The sequence below is a fragment of the Silvibacterium acidisoli genome, from assembly GCA_022870745.1.
Classification (GTDB): domain Bacteria; phylum Acidobacteriota; class Terriglobia; order Terriglobales; family Acidobacteriaceae; genus Silvibacterium.
Map to the genome: position 1 here is coordinate 3,848,264 of CP085323.1, position 24,247 is coordinate 3,872,510.

Here is a 24,247-nt window from a genome sequence, read left to right on the forward strand (position 1 = left end):
CCGCGAATTGACCCGACTTTGTCCGCGAGGTTGCCTGGCTATTCGGAAATCCCGGACAGCCAGCACTTTATCACTCTCCCGTTCGTCGTCAGGAGCTCGTAGTCGTCCCCAAACTCGTCTCCGGATTCCTTCGGCAGCGCTCGTCCGTGCGTGTCTCCGAGCGTCACTGGCAGCGGGCTATGGGAACCCTCGGGGATGCCGGAGGAACATGTAAACTCCCGTTTCCTGCCCGCGACAAGCGAGTTGAGGATAAAGTCTCTGGTGCAGTAGCCCTGCAGGCAGTTCCAGCGCAGGTGAATTGCAGACACATGGACAGTCAGGGGATAATCCACATCTTTTTTAGGGAAAGGCAATTCCTGCCCGTAACGGGTTTTCTGGCCATGCAACGAGGCCGCAGCAGACAGAACTAACAGCAAAACGAACAAACGACGCATGCATCCCTCTCGAGAGAACAGACTGATCGCAGAATGATCTCTTTATAGCGAGGGGAGGACGTGAAGTTGTCACGTAAACGTCACCAGATCGCGGGTGCCGGGATGGGCCGATTCTTTGGAGCAAGCCACAGATCACCCGGCGGTCAGGCGACAAATCGTTTCGCGCTCTTAGCTTTATGCTTTGCGGCTTCTTCCTCGCGGTTCTTGGCCGGAGAGTTTGTCTCAAGCGAAGCCAGCAATTCCATGGAGACCTTCGCAATCCCATTGACCGCAGCAGCAAAGGCCTCTTCGTTCGCCTTCGACGGCTTGTTGAAGCCACTGATCTTCCGCACGAACTGCAGCGACGCGGCCCGCACTTCCTCAGGCGTCACAGGTGGATCAAAGTTGAATAATGTTTTGATGTTCCGGCACATGGTTCAAGCTCCGCCTACCAATCTACACTTACTAGCCTCCCTGCCTGCATGCAGCTCATCCGCGGCTTCTTAGCTTGACGGATTGTTTGCCTCGCTCATCAACGGCAGAAACGCATAGCAGTCGCGGCCGTTTCGTTTCGCGGTATAGAGCGCGTGATCGGCGGTATCGACAAGCAGTGAGGCTGAAGTGCTTTCTCCGGGCACTCCTGTGGTCATGCCCATGCTGACCGTCACGTAGTCGCCCAGCGTGGTCTCATTCACAATCTTCAAGGCATGCACGGCCTCGCGCATCCGCATGGCCACTGCTTCGGCGCCCTGATGATCCGTGTCGGCAAGGATCGCCGCGAACTCCTCGCCGCCGTAGCGCGCCAGCATATCGCCGGACCGTCCCAGCGATTGAGACAACGCCTGCGCCACCGACACCAGGCATGAGTCACCCTGCAGATGGCCGTAGCGATCATTCAGGCTCTTAAAGAAGTCGATATCGATCAGCAGCAGAGACAAAGGCTGCGCCAGCCGGAATGCCCGGCTCCATTCCAATTGCAGCATTCTGTCGAAGCAACGACGGTTTGCGACTCCCGTCAGACCGTCCGTAAGCGATAACGCTTCCAGCTGGCGATTGGCTCTGCTAAGAGCGCGCTGCGCGCGCATGACCTGGGTCTGCAGAAGCGTCGATCGCAGCATGTAAACCGCCAGGGCGACAAGAATCGAAGCGCTTCCCCAGTAAAAGTGCTTCCTGGCGATGGAAAGGCCGAGCAGAAGCAGAGCCGTCGTATAAAGAACAGGACTCGCGTTATCCAGCCATTCCGCCAGCAGGCTGCTGCCGCCTGCTGAAGTCTCTCCGGCTGGTTCCGGCCCCCGCAGCGAGAACACATCGACGGCCAGGCACAGGAAGGGCGCTAGAGCCAGCAGGCCGTAAAAATAAATGATGCCATTCAGCCGCAGCGTCATGTGGTTGTACACGCCAGCACATACCGCGTAGACCCAAAGGAAGAGCGAGAAAGTTCGATAGAGCCTGCGAACAGGGCCGTGTTCCGGATGGGCGATCAACCGCAATGTCGAACCGATGGCCAGCACCAGGTTTTCAACGTTGTAAGTTGCTGCCATGATCTCCGCGGAGATCGGTTGAACCTGTTGGCCACCGATTGGAAATGCCGAAAACAACGCAACATACGCCACACAAGCGGTGATCAGCGATTGCAATCCGTCCAGCCAAAGAAAAAGCGGCTGCCGATCTTCTCCCATCGGCAGGGATATCGCGAGCATCAGCGGCACGCCGTACAGGAAATAGGCCAGGTGGAAAAAGTAAACGGCCACGTCGGAAACATTCTTGACTACGGTGAACCAGACTGAACCGGATATGCCAATTAGCCACAAAAAGATTCCGCAGGTAAACAGCGCCCAGGGCAGCCGGGTTTTCTCAGGAGCACGGAAGGTGCGCCAAAGGCAGGCTGAAAACCCCAGCGCTGTGGCTCCAAACGTAAAGTAGTCGTTCAGGTCCCCCGAGAACTCGCGGTACCGCCAGATGAGTAATGCCTGTAAGGCAAGCAGTCCCAGGGCAGACCCAAGAAGAACGCCCAGTCTTAGCCGTCTTTTCATCGCGTTCTCGCAACAAGATGTTTACGAAATGTAGACCAGCTTACCATCTGGATTCTGAGGCGTGGTATCGCACAGGTCTTGATGTTCCGGCTTGTGGCCTATACAAGCCCGACGGCAGGGCTTGATAGTCCACCTCCTTAGCCGATCAGGTGAGAGATGCGGTCTCAATCTGAATCGCGGTGAGCAGAGCGTCCATTGTGTATTGCTGGAGTATGAAATAACCTCCCAGTACTTGATTAATACTTTTACCGACGGGTGGCCCATTCAAGCCTGCTTTTGGGCTTGAGTGGGGAATTACTGGCTCGGGAGGAGTGTGCCGGCGAGTAGTTCTCGCGTTTGTAGCCCAACATGGATGGTTGTTGAAGCTACGACTGACGAAGATCTTGCCACCCACTCAAGCCCAAAGGCGGGGCTTGAATGGGCCACCCGGCGGAGTTGGCAGAGACAGCAACTCATCTCCAAACCTGCACCCTCGGCACAGCACTTTCAGCCCCAAAGTGGTAAACTGGACGCTACACGTCATGCCACTGAAAACACTGTTTTTGAATCCTCCGTCCTTTGAGAATTTCGATGGCGGCGCCAGCTCGCGCTGGCCTGCCACGCGTGAGATCGAGTCCTACTGGTACCCCGTATGGCTGGCCTATCCGGCTGGCATGCTTGAGGGGTCGAAGCTGCTCGATGCGCCTCCGCATCACGTCTCCGCTGATGAAACCATTGAGATTGCAAAGGGTTACGAGTTCCTGGTGCTATTCACCAGCACCCCGGGCTGGACAGGCGATCAGAAGCTGGCCGAAGCCATCAAGCGCGTGAACCCGACCATTCGCGTGGCCTTCGTCGGCCCGCCGGTCACCACGTCGCCCGACCGCGCTCTCAACGAGTGCCCGACGATCGACTTCGTCTGCCGCCGTGAGTTCGACTTCTCGGTCGTGGAATTTGCCAACGGCAAGCCGCTCGACGAGATCCTCGGCATCAGCTACCGCAAGGACGGCAAGATCGTTCACAATCCCGATCGCCCGCAGGTCGAGAACCTCGATGCGATGCCATGGGTCACGGACATCTATAACCGCGACATGGACGTGACCAAGTACAACGTCCCGTTCCTGCTGCATCCTTATGTGTCGCTTTACTCGACGCGCGGCTGCCCGGCGCAGTGCACCTTCTGCCTGTGGCCGCAGACGCTCTCGGGTCATGCGTGGCGCAAGCGCTCCACCGATGACGTGGCTGCGGAAATGGCGCACGCCAAGAAGCTCTTCCCGCATGTGAAGGAGTACTTCTTCGACGACGACACCTTCAACATCCAGAAGGCGCGCACCGTCGAGCTCTGCGCCAAGCTCAAGCCGCTCGGTCTCACCTGGTCCTGCACCTCGCGCGTTACCACTGACCGCGAAACGCTGAAGGCCATGCGCGAAGCCGGCTGCCGCCTGCTGATCGTCGGCTACGAGTCGGGCGATCCGCAGATTCTCAAGAACATCAAGAAGGGTGCCACCGTCGAGCGCGCGCGTGAGTTCACCAAGGATTGCCACGACCTCGGTCTGACCATCCACGGCGACTTTATTCTCGGCCTGCCCGGCGAGACGAAGGAATCGATCCGCAACACGATCAACTTCGCCAAGAGCCTCGACGTCGAAACCATCCAGGTCTCGATTGCCCACGCCTATCCCGGCACCGAGTTCTACGACTATGCCAAAGCGAACGGCTTCATCGTGAACGAAGGCCAGATGGTCGACGAAGAAGGCCACCAGCTTGCGCACATCGAGTACCCGGGCCTGCCCAAGGAATACGTGCTCGAGATGGTTCACCGCTTCTACGACGAATACTACTTCCGCCCCAAGGCGGCGTGGCGCGTTGTGAGCAAGGCCATCATCAACCGCGACCTCAAGCGTCTGTACGCCGAGTCGAAGTCGTTCCTGAAGCTTCGCGCCCAGCGTAACAAGGTTGTGAAGGAGAGCAAGCGCCAGGCAGCAGGCGAGCCGACTACTCCCGCCAAAGCCGGAGCGTAGCCGGTTCGAAAGAAAAAATGAGACGGCCAGCCGGTGCTGGCCGTCCTTATTTGTAGAGAACATGACGAAATCCACCATGACATTCCGGCGGTACCTGGTCCTGGGAGTTGTCGCGGTCACCGCACCGCTGGGCGATGCCCTGCTCAGCGCGGGTATGAAGCATGTCGGCCCGGTATCGCTGTCGCATCTCGGCTCGCTGATTGTCGCGCTGCGCACCCCGCAGATCCTCGCCGGCATCGCCATGCTGATCTGCTTCTTCTCCTCGTATCTCGCATCGCTCTCCTGGGCGGATCTGACATTTGTACTTCCGGCCACCTCCATCGGTAACGTGCTGATCGCGCTCTTGGCGCACTTCTGGCTGGGCGAGTACATCTCGCCCATTCGCTGGCTCGGCATCCTGCTCATTACCGTAGGAGTGGGCTTCGTAACCAGGGGGCCGTCGTACACCGAGGTAGAAAAGAAGGTTCCGGCATGCGCCCAGGCCGCCGCGCCGGTGGAAGAAGCGAGGATCTCATGATGCACGCAGAGCATGGATGGGCAGATGCCGCCATGATCGCGGCCATCGTCGTCTTCGCAACCATCGGAGACGTGCTGATCGCCGCGGCCATGCGCTACATCGGCGACCTCGACGAGATCAAGGCAAAGAGTGGACTCATTGGAGCTATCGGTGCGGTGCTGAGCAACTTCCGCTTCGTCGGCGGAGTCTTCTTCATGGCGTTGAGCTTCTTTTCGCTGCTCTTCGCGTTGAGCCACGCCGACCTGAGCCTGGTCGGTCCCGCATCTGCCTCGCTGACCTTTGTCACGAATGCCGTCGCGGCGAAGTTCTTCCTTAAGGAAAACGTGGATAGCCGGCGGTGGATTGCCGCGGTGTTTGTCTGCGCCGGCGTGACTTTGCTGATGGTGAAGGTCTAAAGGCAAAGTCCAGGAAAGCCGCAAAGTCTGACCAGCCGAGGTGCAGATCCCTTACTGCGTTCGGAATGACTATTCAGAGAATTAGCAGTCTAAAACGCAAAAAGCGGGAACCCGAAGGTTCCCGCTTTGAACTGTGCCCGAAGGCAAACAGTTAGATGGCCTGAACGTTCTCGGCCTGGAGACCCTTGGGTCCCTTCACGACGTTGAACTGAACGCGCTGAGCTTCCTGCAGGCTGCGGAAGCCATTCGACTGGATCGCCGAGAAGTGCACGAAGATGTCTTCGTTGTTGGCGTCACGCGTGATGAAGCCAAAACCCTTAGCGTCGTTGAACCACTTTACAATGCCCTGTTCCATGATGGGAGATTCCTTTATTACTGAATTGCGCTTGAAAAAATCGAGGAAGGTATCGCGGCAGGCAGTGCTTGATGGAGCATCACGCTGTGTAAGACCCACTCAAAATACGAGCGTGACTTAAGTGTACTCCGCAGGAAGCCGCGAATCAATCCGTTTACCGGAAATTCAAATGCCGGGGATATAGAAAATAGGTCGGTGCTGGCGACTGTATTAGCCTGCCTGCATGTGGATTTTTCCTTTATCTTCAATATCTTAGCGTGTATCCGTAAACCGTTCCGCGAAGAATTGGGCGGCTCTCAGAATGGCCCGAAAAATGGCTGGTATAGGGCAGGTGCGGTGGTAGATTGGTCGAGTCGTCCGGGAGAGTGAGTCCAGCAATGAGCGTAGCCACGAGTCTTTTGGCGGCGATTCGCCGCAGTGGTGTGATCTTTTCGCAATGGGAATTGGTCGTTCTGGCGGCCTGCTGCCTGCCAGCAGGTGCTTTCGCGCAGCAGATTCCGAATGGCAGGGAGATCGATGCCAGGGTCGGCTCGATCATGCAGCGGACGCAGGCAAAAGGCATGGCGGTGGCGGTTGTCGATCGTGGCCGCGTGAAGTATGTACAGGCCTATGGCGTGCGCAATGCGCAGGGCGATCCCTTACAGACGAACACCGTGATGTATGCAGCGTCGATCACAAAGGCCGTCTTCGCGTACAACGTGATGCAACTGGTCGACCAGGGCAAGCTCAGCCTGGATACTCCGATTAAGGACGATCTCGAAAAGCCGCTGCCGGAGTACGACACGACTCCCCAGTTCCGCGATTTTTACGGCGGATTCGCTGACCTTGCCAACGATCCGCGATGGCAGAAGATCACTCCCCGTATGTGCCTGCAGCACTCGACGGGCTTTGCGAATTTCTGGTTTGCCGAGCCGGACCAGAAGCTGAAGATCCACTTCGAGCCGGGAACGCAGTACAGCTATTCCGGTGAAGGATTGCTGCTGTTGCAGTTCGCCATCGAGCATGGCAGCACCGGCAAGGGGCTGGGCATTGACCTGGGCGCGATGATGAAGGCGAACTTCGACCGGCTCGGGATGACGCGCACCTATATGACCTGGCGCAACGGGCAGGACGCGAATGTCGCCGATGGATGGAACGATAAGGGCGAGCCGCAGCCTCACAGCAAGCGCAGCAAGATACGCGTGGCCGGGTCAATGAACACGACCATCGAAGACATTCCGAAGTTCGCGGCGGCGCTGGTGGCAGGGAATGGGCTTAGCCCCGCTGCGCATGCCGAGATGCTGCGCCCGGCATTTCACATTACGACGGCGCACCAGTTTCCCAACTTCGGGCCCGACGCGCCTGCCGCTCGACAACGCAAGGACCTGAACGCGGGCCTCGGTGTGATTCTTTTCGATGGTCCTCAGGGGCCAGGCTTTTACAAGGGCGGTCACGACGACCAGACCGCGAACACGATGGTGTGCATCGATCGTAGCCAGCGCTGCGTGGTGATCCTGTCGAACGATGTGCGTTCGGAGGCGGGCTTCGCCGAACTGGTGCGGTTCATTCTTGGCGACACCGGAGTGCCGTATGAATGGGAATACGGAGATTATGCGGGGAAGTCCTGAAAACGGCTCTGTCGTGACGGCGGCCGGATAGCGGAATCAACCTAAAGTTTCATGTTTCTGCCGGCTCCCGCCGCTGTCCGCATCCCACTTTACATCTGAGACAATGTCTTCGATTCCTACTGGAGCCCTCTGCTGAATGTCTAAATCCGGCCTGGCTGTTGTTTCACGACGTTCTTTTCTCCTTTCCGCGTCTGCCGCTCTCGCTTCCCAGGGGTTGAACCCGCGCCTCTTCGCCGCTCCGTTGTTGAAACCGGACGAGCATCCCATTGTGGAAACGGCTCTCGGCAAGGTGCAGGGCGTGCTCTCGGATAACTCGCGCATCTTCAAAGGCATTCCGTTCGCGGCTCCTCCCATTGGGACGATGCGATTCCATCCTCCTGCAGCCGCGCAGCCGTGGAAGGGTGTGCGGCCTGCAGTGGACTTTCCCAACGCGGCAATGCAGCCGCCAACCGCATACCCGATCAGCGAAGACTGCCTCTACCTGAACATCTGGGCTCCCGAGGCGAAGGGAACCTACCCGGTATTTGTTTACATTCACGGTGGCGGATTCACCGGAGGGCGCTCGTTCGAGCCGATCTTCAACGGCACGCAGTTCGCGAAGAACGGAATTGTATGCGTAACGGTGGCATATCGGCTGGGCTCGCTGGGCTTTCTCGATGTAGGTCCGCTGCTGGGTTCGCAGTATGCGGGCGCGGCAAACAATGCGATGCGCGATCTTGTCTCTGCGCTGGAATGGGTTCAGAAGAACATCGCGGCCTTTGGCGGCGATCCGAAGCAGGTGACCATCGGCGGCGAATCAGCTGGTGCCAAGCTTACGTGCCTGCTGATGGGCGTGCCGGCGGCGCAGGGATTGTTTCATGGAATGATCTCGGAGAGCGGCGGGGCGGAGCGTATCTGGCCAGCGGACAACGCGGCTCGCGTCGCGCATGGATACAACGATGTGTGGACGAAGACCGGCTCAAAGACTGGCGACCTGTTGACTGCCGATGCGGCTGCCCTGGTCGCGGCGCAGAGAGTGTTCATCCGCGACTGGCCGCAGCACTTCCCGTTGCGTGCGGAGATTGATGGCACGTTCGTTCCGCAGACGCCGATCCGCGCTATTCAGCAGGGATCCTCACACGGTAAGCGGCTGCTTATTGGCACCAATCGCGACGAGAGCGCGTTGTTTATCGGACCGCATCCGGCAAAGGACGCAGCCGCAGCGGATTTGGGCAACATCTCCGTTGAGCAGTTTGAGCCGGTGTACAAGCGCTATGCCAAGGTGTATCCGGACATGACTGTGGAACAGCGACGCATTCGCGCCGTTACCGCGGAAGAGTACTGGATTCCATCGGTGCGCGTGGCCGATGCGCACGTCGGCGGCGGCGGAGAGGCTTACATGTACCGCCTCGATTTCTCGGAGACGGACGGCAGGCTATCCGGCTACGCCTATCACTCGCTGGATAACGTGCTGGTCTGGAATTATCCGCATAAGACCGCAGCAAATGCCGAAGCTGAAGCGATGATCGCCAGCCAGATGCATAATGCATGGGCGGCGTTCATCAAGGGCGGAGCGCCTGCAGCAAGCGGACTGCCGCAATGGCCGCGCTACACGACGCAGGACCGCGCAACGATGATCCTCGACACGCAGAGCCATGTGGATCAGAAGCCGGCCGAGCAGGAGCTGCGGCTGTGGGACGGTGTGATGTAGGCTCGCTCAGCGAGCCTGCTGGATCTCCTCGAGGATAGAATCCCAAAGCGCGAGCCGCGCCTGGAGAGCGCGTTCTGCTGCCTCCGCAGCTTCGTTCCACAGCCGCCCGTCTGTTCCGCAGAGGTCCGCGACCATGCGCAGTGACAGCGGTCCGTGGTTTTCGCCATCAACCTCAATGTGACGCTCCAGATACCAGGCGAAGATGGAAAAGTCTTTGCTGCGATGGCTCAGGTCGCGAACGAAGGCGCGAAACATCTCCGGGATGATGTCTTCGCGGCCGAAGGTGAAGGCTGCCGCCATGGCGTGAAGACTGCCGGACTCGATCAGGCTGAAGGTGCTTTGAACGAAAGCCCGGGCGGAGGACGGAACTGGCTGCAGTGCTTCCTTCAGCGGCTTCGAAGTCAGGCTGCCGAGGAGCGCGCGTACGGGCAACGTGTCTGCGCCCGACTGTTCCATCGCTTCGAGATACAGCTCGAAGTGGCTGACCGTGCGCCCTTCGAAGACGTCGGACTCCTCTCCGAGAACGATCTCGTTGATGAAGCGGCGGCTTTGCGGAAAAGCCGATGGCACCCACGGAACCGTGACGCAGGTGAGCTGGTTTTGCAGAGCCTTGAGCAGGGACATGAAGTCCCACACGGCGAACACATGCGACTGCATGAACAGGCGCAGCTTCGCCGCGTCGTCGATTGCAGAGTACAGGGGATGCGTGGCAAGGTGCTGACGCAGGGGAGCGATGCGTTGTTCGATTGCTGCGATAGGGGCGAGATCGGCGATTACCTGGGACATTCTGTTCTCGGGTGTTTTCAGATGAGGGCGTCCGGCACCCATCCCTGGCTGGCGTCGGGCGCAAGTTCCTTCGGCAGCCAAAGCGTGAAGACTGTTCCATGACGCGAAGGGGCGACCGAACTCTTTACGCACAGCCTGCCGCGATGCTTGTGCGTGATGCGCTGGCAGATCCATAAGCCAAGGCCGGTGCCATTGATGCCCTTGGTGGTATAGAAAGCCTCGAAGGCCTGGGTCTGCACCTCGGGAGGCATGCCGGTTCCGCTGTCAGCAATGGTGACGCGCACTCCTGCTATTCCGTTACGCCAGTTAGTCGAGTTGCGAGTGCGGATGATGAGGTTGCCGCCGCCGCGCATTGCATCGATCGCGTTGCCGATGAGATTGTTGAGCACCTGGCGGATGTCGGACTCGTAGCAGGTGAGCGAGGCATCGTGGCCGTCCTTTAGCTTGACCGGGATTCGCGCGTTGTTCAGGCGCGAAGCGTACAGCTTAAGCGCCTCGATAACGAGCTGCTCGATACCGAGGGTCTGGGCGCGCGTGGACTGGCGATGGAAGCGCAATGTCTGCGAGGTCACCTGGCCCATGCGCGTGAGCTCGCGGTCTGCGGTTTCGAGGTATTCCCGGGCCTGTTGTGAGAGCGAAGGGTCCTGCCGCGCCAGGAAGAGCAGGTTGGTGACAGCTTCGAGCGGATTGTTTATTTCATGCGCGATGGAAGCAGCGAGCTTGCCGACCGCGGCCAGCTTCTCGCTCTGCACCAGCGCGCGCTCGGCTGTCTTCTGCAGGGTGAGGTCGGTGAAGAAGACGGCAATGTCTTCACTCTCTTCCTGCGTGAGATTGGGAATGATGGCGGCTCCGAGCAGCATGGGAATCAGCCGCCCGTCCTTCGCGCGATATTCCTTTTCGTAGGGTTGGGCGAAGCCGGTATCCTTCAACTGCACCAGTGCCAGTTTGTCTTTTTCGACGAACTTTTCCGGTGTCAGCTCGTCCCAGCGCACGCGGCCTGCCTGCACATCCTCCTCCGAGTAGCCGAGGATATCGAGCAGTGCGGGATTCATATACGAGAGTTCGCCCTGCGCATTGCCGATGTTGATGCCGACACTGGCGCGTTCAAGCAGGATGCGGAAGCGGTCTTCGCTGCGTCGCAGCGCCTGCTCGGCCTGGTGGCGCTCCGTGACGTCGACCCCATGAACGATAATGCCGCGAACGTGGCCCGTATCGTCGCGATCGGGCAGGTGCGTGACCAGCAGGACACGATTGCCCTCCAGGGTTTTCATGCGTGTTTCAAAGCGCTGCGTCCGGCCGGAAAGAGCGCCTTCCAGATGATGCCGCACGTTTTCGTACGATGCCCCCAGCACTTCCTTCACCGGACGATTGAGGATCTTTGCCACTTCCAGCCCGAACTGCTCGCCGTACTTGCGATTGACCATGCGATAGCAGAGGTTTTCGTCGACGTAAGCGACGTACGCCGGCAGCGAATCCGCTATCAGGCGGAGCCAGATTTCGTCTGGTCTGGGATGGATGGAATTGTTGCCCTGGGACATGTCCGAATCCTTATTTTACGCGAGAAAAGGCAGGAAACTGAAAATGGAAGTTGCCTTCCGCAGGCGCCGAAAAGCGCTGGCCTCCGCGTCATGGATCTGTTAGAAAGAAACAGCCTTATGCGACAGCGCGATTACTCGTTGCCGGCAGAACAGTTGCTGCCGGTGTGGCTGCTTCTGGCAGTTTTCGTCGTCCTTGTCTGGTCGTGGGTCAACGCCGCGGACCGGATGACCTGGTGGCTGGAAGCTTTCCCGGCACTGATCGGTATTCCCGTGTTGGCTGCAACCTACCGGCGTTTTTCTTTCACTAGCCTGGCTTATGTGTTGCTGGCGATTCATGTCTGCATCCTGATGGTAGGAGCGCACTATACCTACGAGCGCGTGCCACCCTTCAACTGGCTGCGTGATCATCTGCACCTGCAGCGCAACGACTACGACAAGGTAGGACACCTGGCGCAGGGGTTTGTGCCGGCCATTGTCGCCCGCGAAATTCTCATTCGGCGCAAGGTCGTGACCGGACGCTGGTGGCTGTTCTCGCTGGTGATGTGCGTGTGCATGGCGATCAGTGCCTGTTACGAATTGCTGGAATGGGCCGTGGCACTGCTGGAGGGAAGCGGAGCCGATGCCTTCCTGGGCACGCAGGGCGATCCTTTCGACACGCAGAGTGACATGTTCTGTGCCCTGATTGGGGCCGCCCTGGCGCAGCTTCTGCTATCCGGCGTACATAACCGCCAGATCGAACGGCTGTCCCTCATACCGCACAAATCGTAAAACGGCCCGCCGTGCGTAGAATGATCTGTCAGCAAACGAGAGGAGCTCTCATGGAGAAGATGGTTTGGAGCCGGAGGCAACTGCTGAAAACCACGGCCGGGATGGCCGCAGGCTCGGCGTTCTCCAGGCTGGCGATGTCGCAAATGCCGCCGCCGGAGCCAATGAACGACGAGCGCTTCACATTTGTAACCACCACGGAGGCGAAACCGTGGCAGACTGCGCAGGTCTACAAGCCGACATTCACCTGGACGCTACTGAACCTGAACGTCGATCCCGCAAAGACGGTTGAAGATGCGCGGCCGATGCAGGGCTTTGGCGGCTGCTTCAACGAGCTGGGATGGACATCGCTTTCGGCGCTCAGCGAAGAGGACCGCGCGAGCGTGATGCATGAGCTGTTTGATCCGAAGGCCGGCGCACGCTTCAACTACTGCCGCATGCCGATTGGCGCGAATGACTTTGCGACGGAAGCCTACAGCTACGACGAGACCGACGGCGACTTCGAGCTGAAGCACTTCAGCATCGATCACGACCGGAAGACGCTGATCCCGTTTATTCATGCAGCGATGAAGCATCAGCCGGAGCTCAAGCTCTGGGCCTCGCCGTGGACGCCGCCGGGCTGGATGAAGCGCAATCGCTTTTACGCCGAAGCGAAGGCTTACCCGGGGATGAAGGACAATGGCATTCGTCCAGAACAGGTTGGGCATGAAGGCGAAGACATGTTCATCCAGGAGCCGCGTTACTTCGAGACTTATGCGAAGTACTTTGGCCGCTTCATCGATGCGTATCGGGCCGAGGGTATCCGCGTGGGCATGGTGATGCCGCAGAATGAATTCAACTCGGCGCAGAACTTTCCCAGCTGCACGTGGACTCCCGAAGGACTTGCGAAGTTTCTCCACTATCTCGGCCCGGAGATGCGCAGGCGCGAGGTGGATGTCTTCTTCGGCACATTGGAGCGCGGCAATCCGAAGCTGCTTGAGACCGTCATGATGGACAGGGAGGCAGCGGCATTCGTAAAGGGCGTGGGCGTGCAATGGGCGGGCAAGAACGCGCTGCCGCAGATTCACCGCGAGTTTCCGGCGCTCGTAATCTACCAGTCAGAGCAGGAATGCGGCGACGGCAGGAACGATTGGAGCTATACAGGGTACTGCTGGCAGCTGATGAAGCATTACTTCCGCAGCGGCGCGTCCGGCTACATGTACTGGAATATCTCTACCGGGGACGGCGGCCTGAGCACATGGGGATGGTCGCAGAATTCGCTCGTGAGCGTAAACCGGGACGCGAAGACATTTCGATACAATCACGATTACTATTTGCTGAAGCACCTGACGCATTTTGTCGACAAAGGCGCGAAGACACTGGAAACCAACGGCACCTGCGATGATGCGCTGGCCTTCGCGAATCCTGATGGTTCGATGGTTCTGCTGTTGCGCAATGAGCAGGCGCATGAGCAGCTTGTGCAGGTTGCGGTGGCAGGGAAGAGCGCGGTGGTGAAGTTGCCGGCGGACTCGGTGGCGACGCTTCAGATCAGAGGACAGGATCGAGGGGCAGGTGTCAGGGATTAGCTTCGGGTGCCGTATGCGATCCCTGATCTTGAATTGCTGATTCCTATTTTCTCACCCAGTTCTGGATCTGGCTGGTGAGGCGCAGCAGGCTTAGCTCGGCCCGAGTCATGGAGAAGCCGGCATCAAGCGCATCCTGGTAGCGTTCGCGTTCCTGAATGTGTGCCTGCTGCTCGTCTTTGGGAGCGGCCTGGGGTGCACCGGGAGCGCCGCTGCCGTTGGCAAGCTGCTGCTGCACGGATTCGAGCTGCTCCTGTGCCAGTTCGCTCTTGAGCTCGGCGACATGCTTCTCTATGCGCAGTTCGGCAAGGCTGTGGCGCAGGGAAAGCACCTGCTCGCTTACCGTGTTCCTTGATTGCTCGGCATCGGCACTGGCGCGCACAGCTTCTGCAGACGTCTCGCGCGCCTTGGCGCGGCGGGTCGCATCGAAGAGCGGAATCGTGATCTGCACGCCTACGTCGAAGTTATTGTGCTGGAAGCGCTGGTAGTACTCCGCGTAATTATTGAACTCGGCATAGCGGTTGTACTCTGCGCCGAAGGCAAGCTGCGGACGATAGTTGGCCTTCTCGTCGCCGTGCGACATATAGCGTTTGGAGCTCGCATTCTCCATGGCGGCGCGGATACCGGGATTGCTGTCCGCGATGCGCGCTTCGAGATGATCGTCGGCCGTGAAGTTCGGTTCGGAAGGAATCGATTTCGGATCGGTGACGAAGTCTGCCGGGTCCATGCCCGTCAGGTTGTGCAGCTTCTGCCGCTGCTGTTCGGCATCGTCTTCAATATGCAGGCGCTTCTCGTCCACTTGTGCGGCGGTCAGTTGCGCGCGGGTCAGCTCCATGCGGCTGTCCACCCCGGCGACGAGCCGATCTTCTTCAATCGACGCCAGCTTCTCCGCGTAGCCTTTTTCGTCGGACAACGCGACAAGCTCCTTCGTGTCCTTATCGAGCTGCAGGTAAGCGAGTGCGGTGTCGAGCGTTACCTGGTCCTGGCTGTCGCGCAGCGAAAGCTGTGCCGAGTTCAACGCAGCGTGCGCAGCGCGAATGTACTGCGGCTGTGAGAACGAATAGAGCAGCGAGTTCGACGCCAGGTTGTAGATCGAGGGCTGACCGACGGGGAATCCGTAGGAGTAGCCGATGCTGGAGCCGAGAACGAAATTGGGCAGGTAGGCATCCTTCGACTCCGACAGTGCTGCGGCAGCGCGCTGCACATCTGCTGCCGACGCCCTCACAGTATTGCTGTTGCGCATGGCGAGGTCGACAACAGTCTGCAGAGATACCTGCGCATGCGCCGAAGAGGCGCACAGCAGCAGGAATCCGCTGACGATGCCGGTTGTTGCGTGTCGACCGATGCTCTTTCCCAAGCTCTTCCTCACTGCTACAGACTTCTCCGATTCTATCGGTCGATTGCCCGGCGATCGCGCCGCGATGTTAACGACCTGTGTTCGTTGCTTTTCCGGCCGGCCCGGCAAAATCTTTTGCGAGCGCGTGCGCGGCGGCAATTTCACGATCGGCTCCGGCCTGGTCCCCCTGCTGCTGCAACAGGGTGGCAAGGCGCGTGTGCACAACGAACGGCGGAGCTTCTTCGCTGGTTGCATTGGATGCCAGGTACTGCTTCATCCATTCGATGGCCAACTGTGGTTCTACCTTGGCGCGCATAAGTGTGGCGGCCCCGTCGGCCAGGGGAACACCGTGGACATGGTCGGCTACGGCGCCACTTTTCAGCGCGGCGACCATGTCGTCGGTACGGCCGCGGCGACGATAGAAGCTGCCCAGATCCATCCATGCATCCGCGGCAGAGGTCGCTCCGAGACCGATGCGTGACTTGAACAGATTTTCTGCGGTGGCGTAATCCTTCTTCTGCTCGGCAATGCCGGCACGCATCGCTGCTGCGTGTTCGGGCGAAAGCGAATCGAGACGCGCAGCCAGCGCTTCGGCCTTGTCATATCCTCCACCGAGGAAGGAGGGTGCCTCGATGTAGTATTCGCCGAGGTCGGCGAGGGCTTCCACGTTCTTGCCGTCGAGGTTCACTGCCTGCTCAAACTCGGCGTGAATCTGCTTGGCCATGCGATAGGCGGTGAAGAAGGCGACGCGGTCAGCCTTTTCGCCATAGGCGCGGCCCAGCCACAGGTGATAGTTGCTGTTGCCGCTGTCCAGCTTTACGGCCTGCTCACAAGAGCCGATGGCTTCGTCCCAGCGCCGTTCCGCGAAGAAGACCCGGCAGCGCAGATTCAGAGCCTGGGCATCGTTGCTGTTCTTGTCGAGCGCGGTACCGAGCAGTTGCAGTGCGTCATCGGCGCGGCCCTGGTTCAGAGCGCGGCGAATCTCGTTCACGGCCGGATCTGTCAGTACGGCGAAACCGCTGAAGGAGCCCGCGACAAGTACACAGCCCGCTATCCATTTTTTCCAGGCAAAAGCCAATTCGAAACCTTTTCGTTTGCGATGGAGCTTACTTCGCTTCAACCACCGGCGCACGGTCTCCGATGGGTTGGCCGGTCGTGCTGCCCAGCGCCACCACGTCGCCGTCATTTAACCCGCTGAGGATCTCCACCTGCGTCAGGTTGATATTGCCCACGCGTACGGGCACCCGGTGCAGAGTCCCATTCGCTACGCGATACACGTAGGAGTCGCCACGTTCCGAGTGAAGCGCCTCCCTGGGGATATTCAGGGCGCTCTTCTCGCTGGAGGTCGTCACCTTCACGCGCACATTCGTATTAGGCAGCAGATCGTCGTCGGCGTCATTGACCGCGATAATGACTTCGCCGACGTTACGGGTCGTTCCAAAAAGAATGATGTTCGAGGGCACGCGAAGGATCGAGCCATGCCAGGTTTTTCCGGGCTTTGCATCCCATTCCACGGTGATCGGCTGGCCCACGCGCAGCTTGCCGATCTCGGGTTCGTCGAAGTAGCCGTGCACTCTCATCTTGGAGAGGTCGGCCATTTCTAGGAGGGTCGTTCCCGGCTGTACGTAATCGGTCGCTGAAACGGGAACCGAATACACGGTGCCGTCGAACGGAGCGCGCACGGATGTCTGGTCGAGGACAGTCTTAGCTGCCTCGTAGCCTGCCTGGGCCTCGTCGAGCGTGGATTTCGCGCGGGCAAGATCGCCGGTGCTGTAGCGGCCCGTGGTGCGCTGGTGCAGCAGGTTCAGCGAGGCATTGGCCTGGTCGAGCCGTTGCTGGGCTGCGGCCACTTCGTTCGCCGAGGCTGAACCCGTCATCTGGAGCTTCTTGAGTGTGTCCAGATCGCGCTGAGCCTGGTCACGGTCTGTGGCAGAGCGGTTCACGTCGCCGCCCAGCGAAAGACGCTCTTCCTGCGTTCCGCCACGCTGCATATCGCTGTAGGAGGCCTGGGCGGCACGCACCGAGGCAAGCGCCGCGGCTACCTTGGCGCGAGCATCGCTGTCGTCCATGGTAATGAGCAACTCACCCTTGGTAACCTTCTGTCCTTCAACGACATAACGCTTCTTTACCAACCCGGCGACGGGGGCATGAGCCTCGAAGTTGAACTCCGGCTCAACGCGGCCATTGGTCGAAACGGAGGCGCTCAGTTCGCTGCGGGAAACCACGGCGGTGCGTACCGGAATGCGGGTACGAGTCGCTAGCCGGGCTATATAAAATATGCCGGCCAGCACAACGGCCGCGCCTAACCACAGCCAAATCGAATTGAGTCGTCTACGCTTGCTTATCGCCATTCGGGCCCTGAACCATCGTTGAGTATATAAGATTCTGTTGGATAGCCTTCGGTGGCAAAGAATCAAGAGGGCAAAGCTCAGGGCTCAGAACGCAGCAAGGGCTGTAGTGGGAACTGAGTTCTGTGCTCTGAGCCCTGAGCTCTTCTATACTGGAACTATGGCAACAACCACGGCACGCTACACCGACGAGCACGCGAAGGCAGGGCTCGACTTCGATTTTCCAGAGATTGAAACCTGGCAGAACCAGTTTCCGGCTTACGAGATTCTGATCGACGACCCGGAATTTACCTCGGTCTGCCCCAAGACCGGGCTGCCCGACTTCGGCGTCATCCAGCTGCGCTACATGCCGCGCGAGAAGTGCCTGGAGCTGAAGAGCTGGAAGGAATATCTCTTCTGCTACCGCAATCTGGGAATTTTTCAGGAGAATATCGTCAACCAGATCCTCGAGGACGTGGTGAAAGCCTGCGACCCGGTCTGGGCGCATGTGCATGGCGACTTCCGTCCTCGCGGCGGTATCTCGACGATCGTCGACGCCCGCTGGCCTCGCCCGGAAGTTAAGTAGCGATAACGATTTAGCTGTATTTCTTAAAACCCTCCTTGAGAAAAGCCAGCCTTTGAAGGCTGGCTTTTTCGTCTTCCAACCAGGTGTGCCGGTCTTGCCTCCGCCCTCGCCAAATTGGTTTCCTTGCTGTCGTCCGTTCAGGGTGATGGGTTCGCTTCCGGGGAGTTACTTGTTGACATGGACTTGAGCCTCAATTACTTTGCATTGTAAAGTTGCTTTCTCGGAAGCAGGCTATCTTGATGATTGCTTCGCCAGCCAACAGCTGATTCGCCTTGCGTCTGAACGGCACGATGAGGGGTTTTCGGGAATAATCCGATGCTGATCGTTAACAGATTTTTTGCCTAATTGCTTTGCAATGTAAAGTACTTTACAATACGGAGCTGCTCAATGGAATCTATCCCGGGACAGTCGTCCCCCGTCTCTTTTCGCAACCGGCTACAGGCCCTGTCCATGGGAGTGAAGCTGATTGTGGTGTGTGGCATGGCTCTTGTAATGGCCATTCCCGCTTTCTTTGTAGATAGCCTGGTCGACGACCGGAGCAAACGCGCCGAGGGTGTGGCGAGCGAAATCAGCGAACACATTGGAGGCCCGCAGACTTTTCTGGGACCGACACTCGTGGTTCCATACAGCATTCCAGCGGAGAATCCCGTCAGTACTCCGGAGCGTGGAGACTACCTGATCTTTCCGGTGCAGGCCTCCGCAAACGTCAGGACCAGGACAGAGGAGCGTCATCGCTCGCTGTTTCGCGTGCCCGTCTTTCAGGCCGATGTGAAACTGGACGCGGACTTCGATCTCTCGAGCGTACCGGCGTCTATTCCCTCAGGAGCTAATCTCGATTGGAGCCATGCGGAAATCGTTGTGGGTGTAAGTGACACGCGCGGAGCCCTTGCAGACGCGACGCTGACGACGCCTTTGGGTACGGCGGCATTGATGCCGGCGGAGCAGGTGGACAACTTTGTCCTGGGCCAAGAGAACCATCACCTGAAGCTTTCTCTGTTCGGCATGGGAGCCGAAGGGCTGGTGAATGGAGGGCAGAAATTCCATGTAAGCTCGTTGCTCAAATTCTCTGGGGCGCAAAAGATTGCTGTACTCGCTTACGGAAAAACGACGCGCGTGGTTGCCGAGGGCGACTGGCGCAATCCCGGATTCGATGGAGGGGTGATGCCGTTTAGAAGAAGCGTCTCGGATCACGGATTTACCGCCGAATGGTCGGTGCCATTTATCGCTCGCAATGTTCGCGCGCAGGGAATTGGCAGCTCCGTTAGTGGCCTTGATACAACCGCGATGGGGGTATCCTTTGTCGAGGTCGCCGATCCTTATCAATCGGTGAGCCGTTCGCTCAAGTACATCCTGTTGTTCCTGGGACTGGTCTTTCTTACTTACTTCGTCTTTGAGGCGACGACCGGCATGCGTGTTCATCCGGCGCAATACATCCTGGTGGGCATGGCGCAGATCATCTTTTATCTGCTGCTGCTTTCTTTCGCGGAGAGAATTGGTTTCGCCTGGGGCTTTATTCTTGCAGGCGCGGCTACGGTCGGGCTGCTTTCGGCAAATGCTGGATGGATCTTCAAGAGCCGTCTGCAGGCGGTGCGAGCCTTTGTGATTTTCTCCTTGCTTTACACCTTGATTTACCTGCTGCTTACGCTTGAGGACAATGCGCTCATGGTGGGCGCAGCCGCCAGTTTCCTTGCAGTGGCCGCGGCAATGTACCTCACACGCGGAATCGATTGGTATGGTTTACCTGCCAGCAAGAATCCCGATGCTGCAGGCGGCAGAATATAGACATGACGCAATCGAAGGACATTCGCAGGATAAGGATCTGGATTGGCATCTTCATCGTGGGACTGATCCTGAGCGGGGTGACGGCCTTTCCTCTTCAGACAGAGCTCGACTGGCTGGTCGCCCTGCTCCACTCTTCGAGTCTGGAGGCGATTGCCTCCTCGACTCATCTTCTGCCCTGGGTGGAGCGTGTGCAGGAAGGACTGACCGAGACGAATCGGCTCTATCCTTTCCTGGCATATGGCACGGATTGGCTCGCTTTCGCTCACCTGGTGATAGCGATTGCGTTTGTCGGTCCGTACATGGACCCGGTTCGCAACAAGTGGGTCATCACCTTCGGGCTGATCGCCTGCGCTGGCATTCTCCCGCTGGCTTTGATCGCCGGGCCGGTGCGCGGAATTCCGCTCGGGTGGCGGCTCATCGACTGCAGCTTTGGTGTGTTTGGCGCGATTCCGCTTTGGATGTGCAGGCAGATGATTGTTCGGCTGGAGGGAGTGGTGTAAGGGCGGAACAGGTTATGTTCCTTAGGGGCTAAAGCCCTCGAAATTTACGGTTTTTGGGCACGGCTAAAGCCGTGCCCTGACATAAAAGATCGGCGAGGATGTTACCTGATGGTCAATCAGGAGGAAATTGGCTCGCGCTCTGTATCAGGGCATGACTTCAGTCATGCCGCGTTGCGCGCTCATCAGCGCGGGCTTCAGCCCCTGTGATGGTTGAGGTCATGTCCCAACTCGAAACGTCGGCTATCGTCGTCGCGTTTACTTCATTGATGTTTTCAGCCCTTCGATCCCTCTGGCAGCACCTCGTACGGACGCATCATTTCGTTGTCTTCGTGTTCGAGGATGTGGCAGTGCCATACGTATTTGCCGGCGTAGCCTTCGAAGGGCACGAGGATGCGGGTGATGGTGCCGGGGTCGGTGCGGGCGGTGTCCTTCCAGCCTGATTCGAGCGGCTCTGGCGGTATGGCCGGGCCGGTGAAGCGTACGTTGCCGGTCATCTGGAAGCCGTAGGTGTCGAGCGGGCGGCGATCGAGGATGCGGAAGCGGACGAGGTGCAGGTGGATGGGGTGCGAATCCTCGGTGAGGTTGACCAGTTCCCAGATCTCGGTGGTGTTGAGCACCGGCTTTTCGGTGATGGGGGCGTGCCAGGGAGTCTTGTTGAGAAGCATGCCGGTGGAGTTCTGGATCTGGTCGAGGTTCTCGTCGAGGGTGAGGCGGCGGGTGCGGAGGGCGGTCTTCTCGTCTAACTGCGATGGGGGTGGAAGCGGCTGTTCGCGCAGGGCCTTCGGGATCGCAGGTGAGGGTGTCGAGGTCTTTGTGCCGACGCGGAACTGCATCAGGTCGAAGGAGTCGCTCACCAGCTTGATGTTCTTACCGGCGAAGGCGCTGAAGTCCACCAGCAGGTCGACGCGCTCGGCCGGCGCGAGCGGAATGCGCTTTGTCTCAACGGGCGCGGAGAGCAGGCCCTGGTCGTTTCCGATGACGTGCAGTGCCGGTTTGCCTTCGAGCGAGATGCGGTAGAAGCGGCCGTTCGAGCCGTTGAAAAGGCGCAGGCGATAGAGGCGCGGCTCGACTTCATGGAAGGGAAGCAGCTTGCCATTGACGAGGATGGAGTCGCCGAAGACCTCGGGCACCCAGGGGTTCGCTGGATCGGGTGAGACCGGGTAGATGAGCTGTCCATCTTTCGCGAGCAGGCGATCGGCGAAGAGCAGAGGGATTTCATACTGCCCGTTCGGCAGGTTGAGGCTGGCCTCGTGTTCGTCGCGAACGATGGCGAAGCCCTGCATGCCGGCGTAGATGTTCAGCCGGTTAATGCCCATGGTGTGGTCGTGGTAGAAGAACAGCGACGCGTCCTGGTTCGAGGGATAGAAGCAGCTCTGCGTCTGGCCGGGCGTGATCCATTCCTCGGGGTAGCCGTCGCTCTTGGCGGGCGTGCGTCCGCCGTGTAGATGGGTGACAGTGCGGACCTCGGGCTGTGACTTCTCCGCGCCCATGAGGTTGTGGTCGATGGGCAAAAAGTGATGCGCGGGCAGCTGGTTGAGCCAGTCGACGCTGGCGCCGTGTCCGCTCTGGATCTCGATGGTGGGGCCGGGGAAGGAGTCGCCATAGACCCACATTCGCGTGGGCGGCAGGTCACGATGCACCTTCACGTGCGCTTCGCGCTGCGGAATACGGTAGTGCGGCAGAGTCTGCCCAGGCTTTTCGGGATGAGGTTGCGTACCTGATGGTTTCGCCAGAGCCGGAATAGGCAGCGCATCGACGAAGGGCTCAAGCTTCGACGGATCGAGCTGCGGCGTGGCCGGCATGTGATGCATGGGCATCATGGCGGCGAGGCGTCCGGTACCGAAGCCCGCGAGAGCGAGAGACGAGGTCTGGAGAAAGGTACGGCGGGAAGGGGTGAACATTCTCTGCTATTGTGCCTTGCGCGGAGATGGTTTTGCGGAAAGATTCTTTAAGCGATCAGTCAAAAGAAGTGGAATGTCCATGATCCTCTCAGCTTGTCATCCTGAACGAAGTGAGGGATCTGCACCTGGACTTTGGCACAGGCAAGGTCGCCTGTCGAAAGATAAAGTGCAGATCCCTCACTTCGTTTGGGACGACAACCTTCTATCGACCAAATCAACAAATCCCTGCTTCGGCGGCGGGAGCGAATCCCACCGCCGGGCAGTTACGAGCGCTTAGCGTCCGTTGCCGTTCCAATAGCCGCCGGAGATGACCTGGCCAGTGGAGGGGTTGAGGATGACAGGCTGGGCATTGCTGCGCTTGCTGAAGTCGAACATGCCAGTGATGGAGCCGGAGCCGGCGTCGAACGAACCGCCGCCAATGCGCTGACCGCCGAGCCAGTTGTCTTCGATGAAGTGAATCGTCGAGCTCTGGTCGAGCGTGGTGTGGTCTACGTAGTTACGCTTCGCGTAGGGCGAGATGACCATGTAGGGCAGACGCGGACCGAAGCCGCAACGTCCCTGCGCCGCATCCGCGCCGGAGATGCCAGGCAGAGCGGTTGCCGAAGCGCTGCCGCACTCGCCGGTTCCGGTGAGCATGTCATCGGCGGTGGCGGACTGGTTCACGATCGGGCCCATCTGGTGGTCGTACCAGCCATCGGAGTCGTCGTAGTTGATGATGACCGCGGTCGAAGCCCAATCCGGGCTCTGCATCAGGGCGTTGATGACGGTGACCACGAAGTTCTGCTCATCCAGCGGATCCGAGTAGCCAGCGTGCGCATCCTGGAAGCCGGGAGCCTTGAGGAAGCTGACGGCCGGCAGGTTGCCGGTCTGAAGCGCCCAGTAGAAGTCGTCCATATCGTACTGGTGGTTCGCCTGGTCGCCGTGCTTGCCGATCATGCTGGCAGCGCTGGGACGCAGGTGGCGCGGATTCGCCGTCGAGGTGTAGTACTGGAACGGCTCGTGGTGGGGAATGTAATCCACTTCGGTTGCGCCGGTGACGCCCGAGGTCGTGGAGCGCTGGCATCCGGTGCTCTTGTTCGGATTGGTGACGGTCAGATCGAAGCCGCCTTCGAACCAGCCCCAGGTTACGCCCTTTTCGTTGAGCAGGTCGCCGATGTTCTTGCCGCCGAGCGCAACGAGTGCGCCGGTGGTGGTGGAGCAGACGTCGCCGATGGGGTCGGCATCGCTCATCAGGGTCAGGCCGCCGTTGCCGTCGGCGACGATGTCACCGCTGGCGTTCGAGCTGTCGGTGACGCCATTGGTCTGTCCTGAAACCAGGTTGATGGCGCCGGGGGTCGAGGGACCGAAGTTGCTGCCGTAGGCGTTATCGCTCATCGCGAAGTTCTGCGCGTAGTTCCAGAAGGCGGTAACGGTGTTGCCGTCGAAGTAGCCCATGACCAGGCCCTTGGTCGTCTTGCCGGTCGGCGGAGGACCCGCGGTGCCGGTGTAGGCCGGGAAGGAATCCATCAGGCCGGCGTGGAAGGCCTGCTGCTCAGGCGTGTAGCCGTGATCCTGGTCGGCGGTGGCTGCCTGCGAGCGGTCGAGACGGAAGGGGTTCGAGGCACCGGTTCCGTTGTTGGTGTTCAGGGAGTTCGGGTTGCTGGTGAGCAGCGCGCCGGTGAGTCCGTTGACGGTGGGCGTGCCGGGAGCGGCGACGAAGCCGGGTTCTCCGCGGGGATTGGTGGCGTTGGGATAGGTGCCGAAATAGTGATCGAAGGAGATGTTCTCTCCATAAATCACAACAACGTGCTTGATTGGTGTCGCTGTCTGCGCGTCATCTTCCGCGCGGATCATTGCTGGGGACGCAAGCTGCCCGGCTACCAGGAGCGCGGCCAGCGAATTCGCCACATACTTGTTCATCACTGTCCTCCGCCGCCGGGTTGGAACCGGCAGCTTAGACAGCGTGAATGGGGATTGTTAAAAAGCGGTTACTAAAGAGTGAAGGATCTGCAAAAAATGGAAGATTTGTAAAAGACGTTGTGTGAACGGAATTCGCTCGGAATTTTTCCATCGGATGGTATTTGGGGATTGAGTTGGCGGCGCGGAGCCTCAGTTCCGCGAATTGGCGCGGGCGCAGGGAGCGGCCAAGCCTTCGACCTTTTCAGGTTCACAAGA

The 24,247-nt window shown here is 59.2% G+C and carries 21 protein-coding genes; 10 read left to right on the forward strand and 11 right to left on the reverse strand.

Annotated elements, in window-relative coordinates; translation table 11 throughout:
• Positions 1-38: 38 nt before the first annotated feature.
• The 3 genes from LJD29_RS16110 to LJD29_RS16120 all read right to left on the reverse strand — a co-directional run bounded on the left by LJD29_RS16110 (position 39) and on the right by LJD29_RS16120 (position 2,446).
• Positions 39-434 carry a hypothetical protein gene (locus tag LJD29_RS16110; RefSeq protein WP_446742576.1) on the reverse strand — a complete coding sequence of 132 codons (396 nt, stop codon included), beginning with the start codon at positions 432-434 and terminating at the stop codon, positions 39-41.
• 143 nt (positions 435-577) lie between these two features.
• Entirely contained in the window at positions 578-847 is a 270-nt protein-coding gene (locus LJD29_RS16115) for a DUF2277 domain-containing protein (protein ID WP_446742577.1), read from the reverse strand.
• Positions 848-916: 69 nt separating this feature from the next.
• Positions 917-2,446, reverse strand: coding sequence for a GGDEF domain-containing protein (locus LJD29_RS16120; protein WP_446742578.1), 1,530 nt, complete (start codon positions 2,444-2,446; stop codon positions 917-919).
• 521 nt (positions 2,447-2,967) lie between these two features.
• Between LJD29_RS16120 and hpnJ the strand changes: the two genes are divergently transcribed.
• The 3 genes from hpnJ (at position 2,968) to LJD29_RS16135 (ending at position 5,358) form a co-directional block, all read left to right on the forward strand.
• On the forward strand, positions 2,968-4,446 hold the full coding sequence (gene hpnJ / locus LJD29_RS16125; protein ID WP_446742579.1) for a hopanoid biosynthesis associated radical SAM protein HpnJ: 1,479 nt from the start codon (positions 2,968-2,970) through the stop codon (positions 4,444-4,446).
• Positions 4,447-4,507: 61 nt separating this feature from the next.
• Positions 4,508-4,963, forward strand: coding sequence for a DMT family transporter (locus LJD29_RS16130; RefSeq protein ID WP_446742580.1), 456 nt, complete (start codon positions 4,508-4,510; stop codon positions 4,961-4,963).
• Positions 4,960-5,358 (forward strand): DMT family transporter, encoded by a 399-nt coding sequence (locus LJD29_RS16135; protein WP_446742581.1) that lies wholly within the window; start codon positions 4,960-4,962, stop codon positions 5,356-5,358. The genes LJD29_RS16130 and LJD29_RS16135 overlap by 4 nt, the downstream gene beginning before the upstream one ends.
• A 151-nt stretch (positions 5,359-5,509) precedes the next feature.
• Here LJD29_RS16135 and LJD29_RS16140 read toward each other — a convergent pair whose 3' ends face one another.
• Entirely contained in the window at positions 5,510-5,713 is a 204-nt protein-coding gene (locus LJD29_RS16140; RefSeq protein WP_446742582.1) for a cold-shock protein, read from the reverse strand.
• Between the two features lie 377 nt (positions 5,714-6,090).
• Here LJD29_RS16140 and LJD29_RS16145 point away from each other — a divergent pair, with 377 nt between their 5' ends.
• Positions 6,091-7,320 carry a serine hydrolase domain-containing protein gene (locus LJD29_RS16145; protein ID WP_446742583.1) on the forward strand — a complete coding sequence of 410 codons (1,230 nt, stop codon included), beginning with the start codon at positions 6,091-6,093 and terminating at the stop codon, positions 7,318-7,320.
• A gap of 136 nt (positions 7,321-7,456) precedes the next feature.
• Positions 7,457-9,010: a carboxylesterase/lipase family protein gene (locus LJD29_RS16150; protein ID WP_446742584.1), complete on the forward strand. Its 1,554-nt coding sequence runs from the start codon at positions 7,457-7,459 to the stop codon at positions 9,008-9,010.
• 6 nt (positions 9,011-9,016) lie between these two features.
• Here LJD29_RS16150 and LJD29_RS16155 read toward each other — a convergent pair whose 3' ends face one another.
• Both LJD29_RS16155 and LJD29_RS16160 read right to left on the reverse strand, forming a co-directional pair.
• Positions 9,017-9,796: a DUF3050 domain-containing protein gene (locus LJD29_RS16155; RefSeq protein WP_446742585.1), complete on the reverse strand. Its 780-nt coding sequence runs from the start codon at positions 9,794-9,796 to the stop codon at positions 9,017-9,019.
• Between the two features lie 17 nt (positions 9,797-9,813).
• Positions 9,814-11,334, reverse strand: a complete 1,521-nt coding sequence (locus tag LJD29_RS16160) for a PAS domain S-box protein (RefSeq protein ID WP_446742586.1) — start codon at positions 11,332-11,334, stop codon at positions 9,814-9,816.
• Between the two features lie 117 nt (positions 11,335-11,451).
• On the opposite strand from LJD29_RS16160, the gene LJD29_RS16165 reads away from it, so the two are divergent.
• Both LJD29_RS16165 and LJD29_RS16170 read left to right on the forward strand, forming a co-directional pair.
• On the forward strand, positions 11,452-12,102 hold the full coding sequence (locus LJD29_RS16165) for a DUF2238 domain-containing protein (protein ID WP_446742587.1): 651 nt from the start codon (positions 11,452-11,454) through the stop codon (positions 12,100-12,102).
• A gap of 50 nt (positions 12,103-12,152) precedes the next feature.
• Positions 12,153-13,664, forward strand: a complete 1,512-nt coding sequence (locus tag LJD29_RS16170; RefSeq protein ID WP_446742588.1) for a glycoside hydrolase family 30 protein — start codon at positions 12,153-12,155, stop codon at positions 13,662-13,664.
• A gap of 43 nt (positions 13,665-13,707) precedes the next feature.
• On the opposite strand, the gene LJD29_RS16175 is transcribed toward LJD29_RS16170, so the two are convergent.
• The 3 genes from LJD29_RS16175 to LJD29_RS16185 all read right to left on the reverse strand — a co-directional run bounded on the left by LJD29_RS16175 (position 13,708) and on the right by LJD29_RS16185 (position 17,288).
• Complete coding sequence (locus tag LJD29_RS16175; protein WP_446742589.1) at positions 13,708-15,018, reverse strand: TolC family protein; 1,311 nt, start codon at positions 15,016-15,018, stop codon at positions 13,708-13,710.
• Between the two features lie 67 nt (positions 15,019-15,085).
• Positions 15,086-16,075 carry a tetratricopeptide repeat protein gene (locus LJD29_RS16180; protein ID WP_446742590.1) on the reverse strand — a complete coding sequence of 330 codons (990 nt, stop codon included), beginning with the start codon at positions 16,073-16,075 and terminating at the stop codon, positions 15,086-15,088.
• 28 nt (positions 16,076-16,103) lie between these two features.
• The gene (locus tag LJD29_RS16185) at positions 16,104-17,288 is read right to left on the reverse strand and encodes an efflux RND transporter periplasmic adaptor subunit (protein ID WP_446742591.1); all 1,185 of its coding nucleotides are present in this window, start codon (positions 17,286-17,288) and stop codon (positions 16,104-16,106) included.
• A gap of 217 nt (positions 17,289-17,505) precedes the next feature.
• Here LJD29_RS16185 and queF point away from each other — a divergent pair, with 217 nt between their 5' ends.
• From queF to LJD29_RS16200, 3 genes are all read left to right on the forward strand, one after another.
• The gene (gene queF, locus LJD29_RS16190; protein ID WP_446742592.1) at positions 17,506-17,910 is read left to right on the forward strand and encodes a preQ(1) synthase; all 405 of its coding nucleotides are present in this window, start codon (positions 17,506-17,508) and stop codon (positions 17,908-17,910) included.
• 387 nt (positions 17,911-18,297) lie between these two features.
• Positions 18,298-19,692, forward strand: coding sequence for a cell envelope integrity protein CreD (creD, locus tag LJD29_RS16195; RefSeq protein ID WP_446742593.1), 1,395 nt, complete (start codon positions 18,298-18,300; stop codon positions 19,690-19,692).
• Between the two features lie 2 nt (positions 19,693-19,694).
• Complete coding sequence (locus LJD29_RS16200) at positions 19,695-20,192, forward strand: hypothetical protein (protein ID WP_446742594.1); 498 nt, start codon at positions 19,695-19,697, stop codon at positions 20,190-20,192.
• A 272-nt stretch (positions 20,193-20,464) separates the two neighbouring features.
• On the opposite strand, the gene LJD29_RS16205 is transcribed toward LJD29_RS16200, so the two are convergent.
• Both LJD29_RS16205 and LJD29_RS16210 read right to left on the reverse strand, forming a co-directional pair.
• On the reverse strand, positions 20,465-22,093 hold the full coding sequence (locus LJD29_RS16205) for a multicopper oxidase family protein (protein ID WP_446742595.1): 1,629 nt from the start codon (positions 22,091-22,093) through the stop codon (positions 20,465-20,467).
• 273 nt (positions 22,094-22,366) lie between these two features.
• Positions 22,367-23,992, reverse strand: coding sequence for a phospholipase C (locus LJD29_RS16210; RefSeq protein ID WP_446742596.1), 1,626 nt, complete (start codon positions 23,990-23,992; stop codon positions 22,367-22,369).
• Positions 23,993-24,247 lie beyond the last annotated feature (255 nt).

Excerpts from the sequence above, each read along its gene's own strand:
- queF (WP_446742592.1), top strand. The coding sequence starts at position 17,506 with ATGGCAACAACCACGGCACGCTACACCGACGAGCACGCGAAGGCAGGG.
- LJD29_RS16160 (WP_446742586.1), bottom strand. The coding sequence starts at position 11,334 with ATGTCCCAGGGCAACAATTCCATCCATCCCAGACCAGACGAAATCTGG.
- LJD29_RS16200 (WP_446742594.1), top strand. The coding sequence starts at position 19,695 with ATGACGCAATCGAAGGACATTCGCAGGATAAGGATCTGGATTGGCATC.
- LJD29_RS16205 (WP_446742595.1), bottom strand. The coding sequence starts at position 22,093 with ATGTTCACCCCTTCCCGCCGTACCTTTCTCCAGACCTCGTCTCTCGCT.
- LJD29_RS16110 (WP_446742576.1), bottom strand. The coding sequence starts at position 434 with ATGCGTCGTTTGTTCGTTTTGCTGTTAGTTCTGTCTGCTGCGGCCTCG.
- creD (WP_446742593.1), top strand. The coding sequence starts at position 18,298 with ATGGAATCTATCCCGGGACAGTCGTCCCCCGTCTCTTTTCGCAACCGG.
- LJD29_RS16130 (WP_446742580.1), top strand. The coding sequence starts at position 4,508 with ATGACGAAATCCACCATGACATTCCGGCGGTACCTGGTCCTGGGAGTT.
- LJD29_RS16150 (WP_446742584.1), top strand. The coding sequence starts at position 7,457 with ATGTCTAAATCCGGCCTGGCTGTTGTTTCACGACGTTCTTTTCTCCTT.
- LJD29_RS16135 (WP_446742581.1), top strand. The coding sequence starts at position 4,960 with ATGATGCACGCAGAGCATGGATGGGCAGATGCCGCCATGATCGCGGCC.
- LJD29_RS16155 (WP_446742585.1), bottom strand. The coding sequence starts at position 9,796 with ATGTCCCAGGTAATCGCCGATCTCGCCCCTATCGCAGCAATCGAACAA.
- LJD29_RS16165 (WP_446742587.1), top strand. The coding sequence starts at position 11,452 with ATGCGACAGCGCGATTACTCGTTGCCGGCAGAACAGTTGCTGCCGGTG.
- LJD29_RS16120 (WP_446742578.1), bottom strand. The coding sequence starts at position 2,446 with ATGAAAAGACGGCTAAGACTGGGCGTTCTTCTTGGGTCTGCCCTGGGA.
- LJD29_RS16140 (WP_446742582.1), bottom strand. The coding sequence starts at position 5,713 with ATGGAACAGGGCATTGTAAAGTGGTTCAACGACGCTAAGGGTTTTGGC.
- LJD29_RS16210 (WP_446742596.1), bottom strand. The coding sequence starts at position 23,992 with ATGAACAAGTATGTGGCGAATTCGCTGGCCGCGCTCCTGGTAGCCGGG.
- LJD29_RS16170 (WP_446742588.1), top strand. The coding sequence starts at position 12,153 with ATGGAGAAGATGGTTTGGAGCCGGAGGCAACTGCTGAAAACCACGGCC.
- hpnJ (WP_446742579.1), top strand. The coding sequence starts at position 2,968 with ATGCCACTGAAAACACTGTTTTTGAATCCTCCGTCCTTTGAGAATTTC.
- LJD29_RS16115 (WP_446742577.1), bottom strand. The coding sequence starts at position 847 with ATGTGCCGGAACATCAAAACATTATTCAACTTTGATCCACCTGTGACG.
- LJD29_RS16145 (WP_446742583.1), top strand. The coding sequence starts at position 6,091 with ATGAGCGTAGCCACGAGTCTTTTGGCGGCGATTCGCCGCAGTGGTGTG.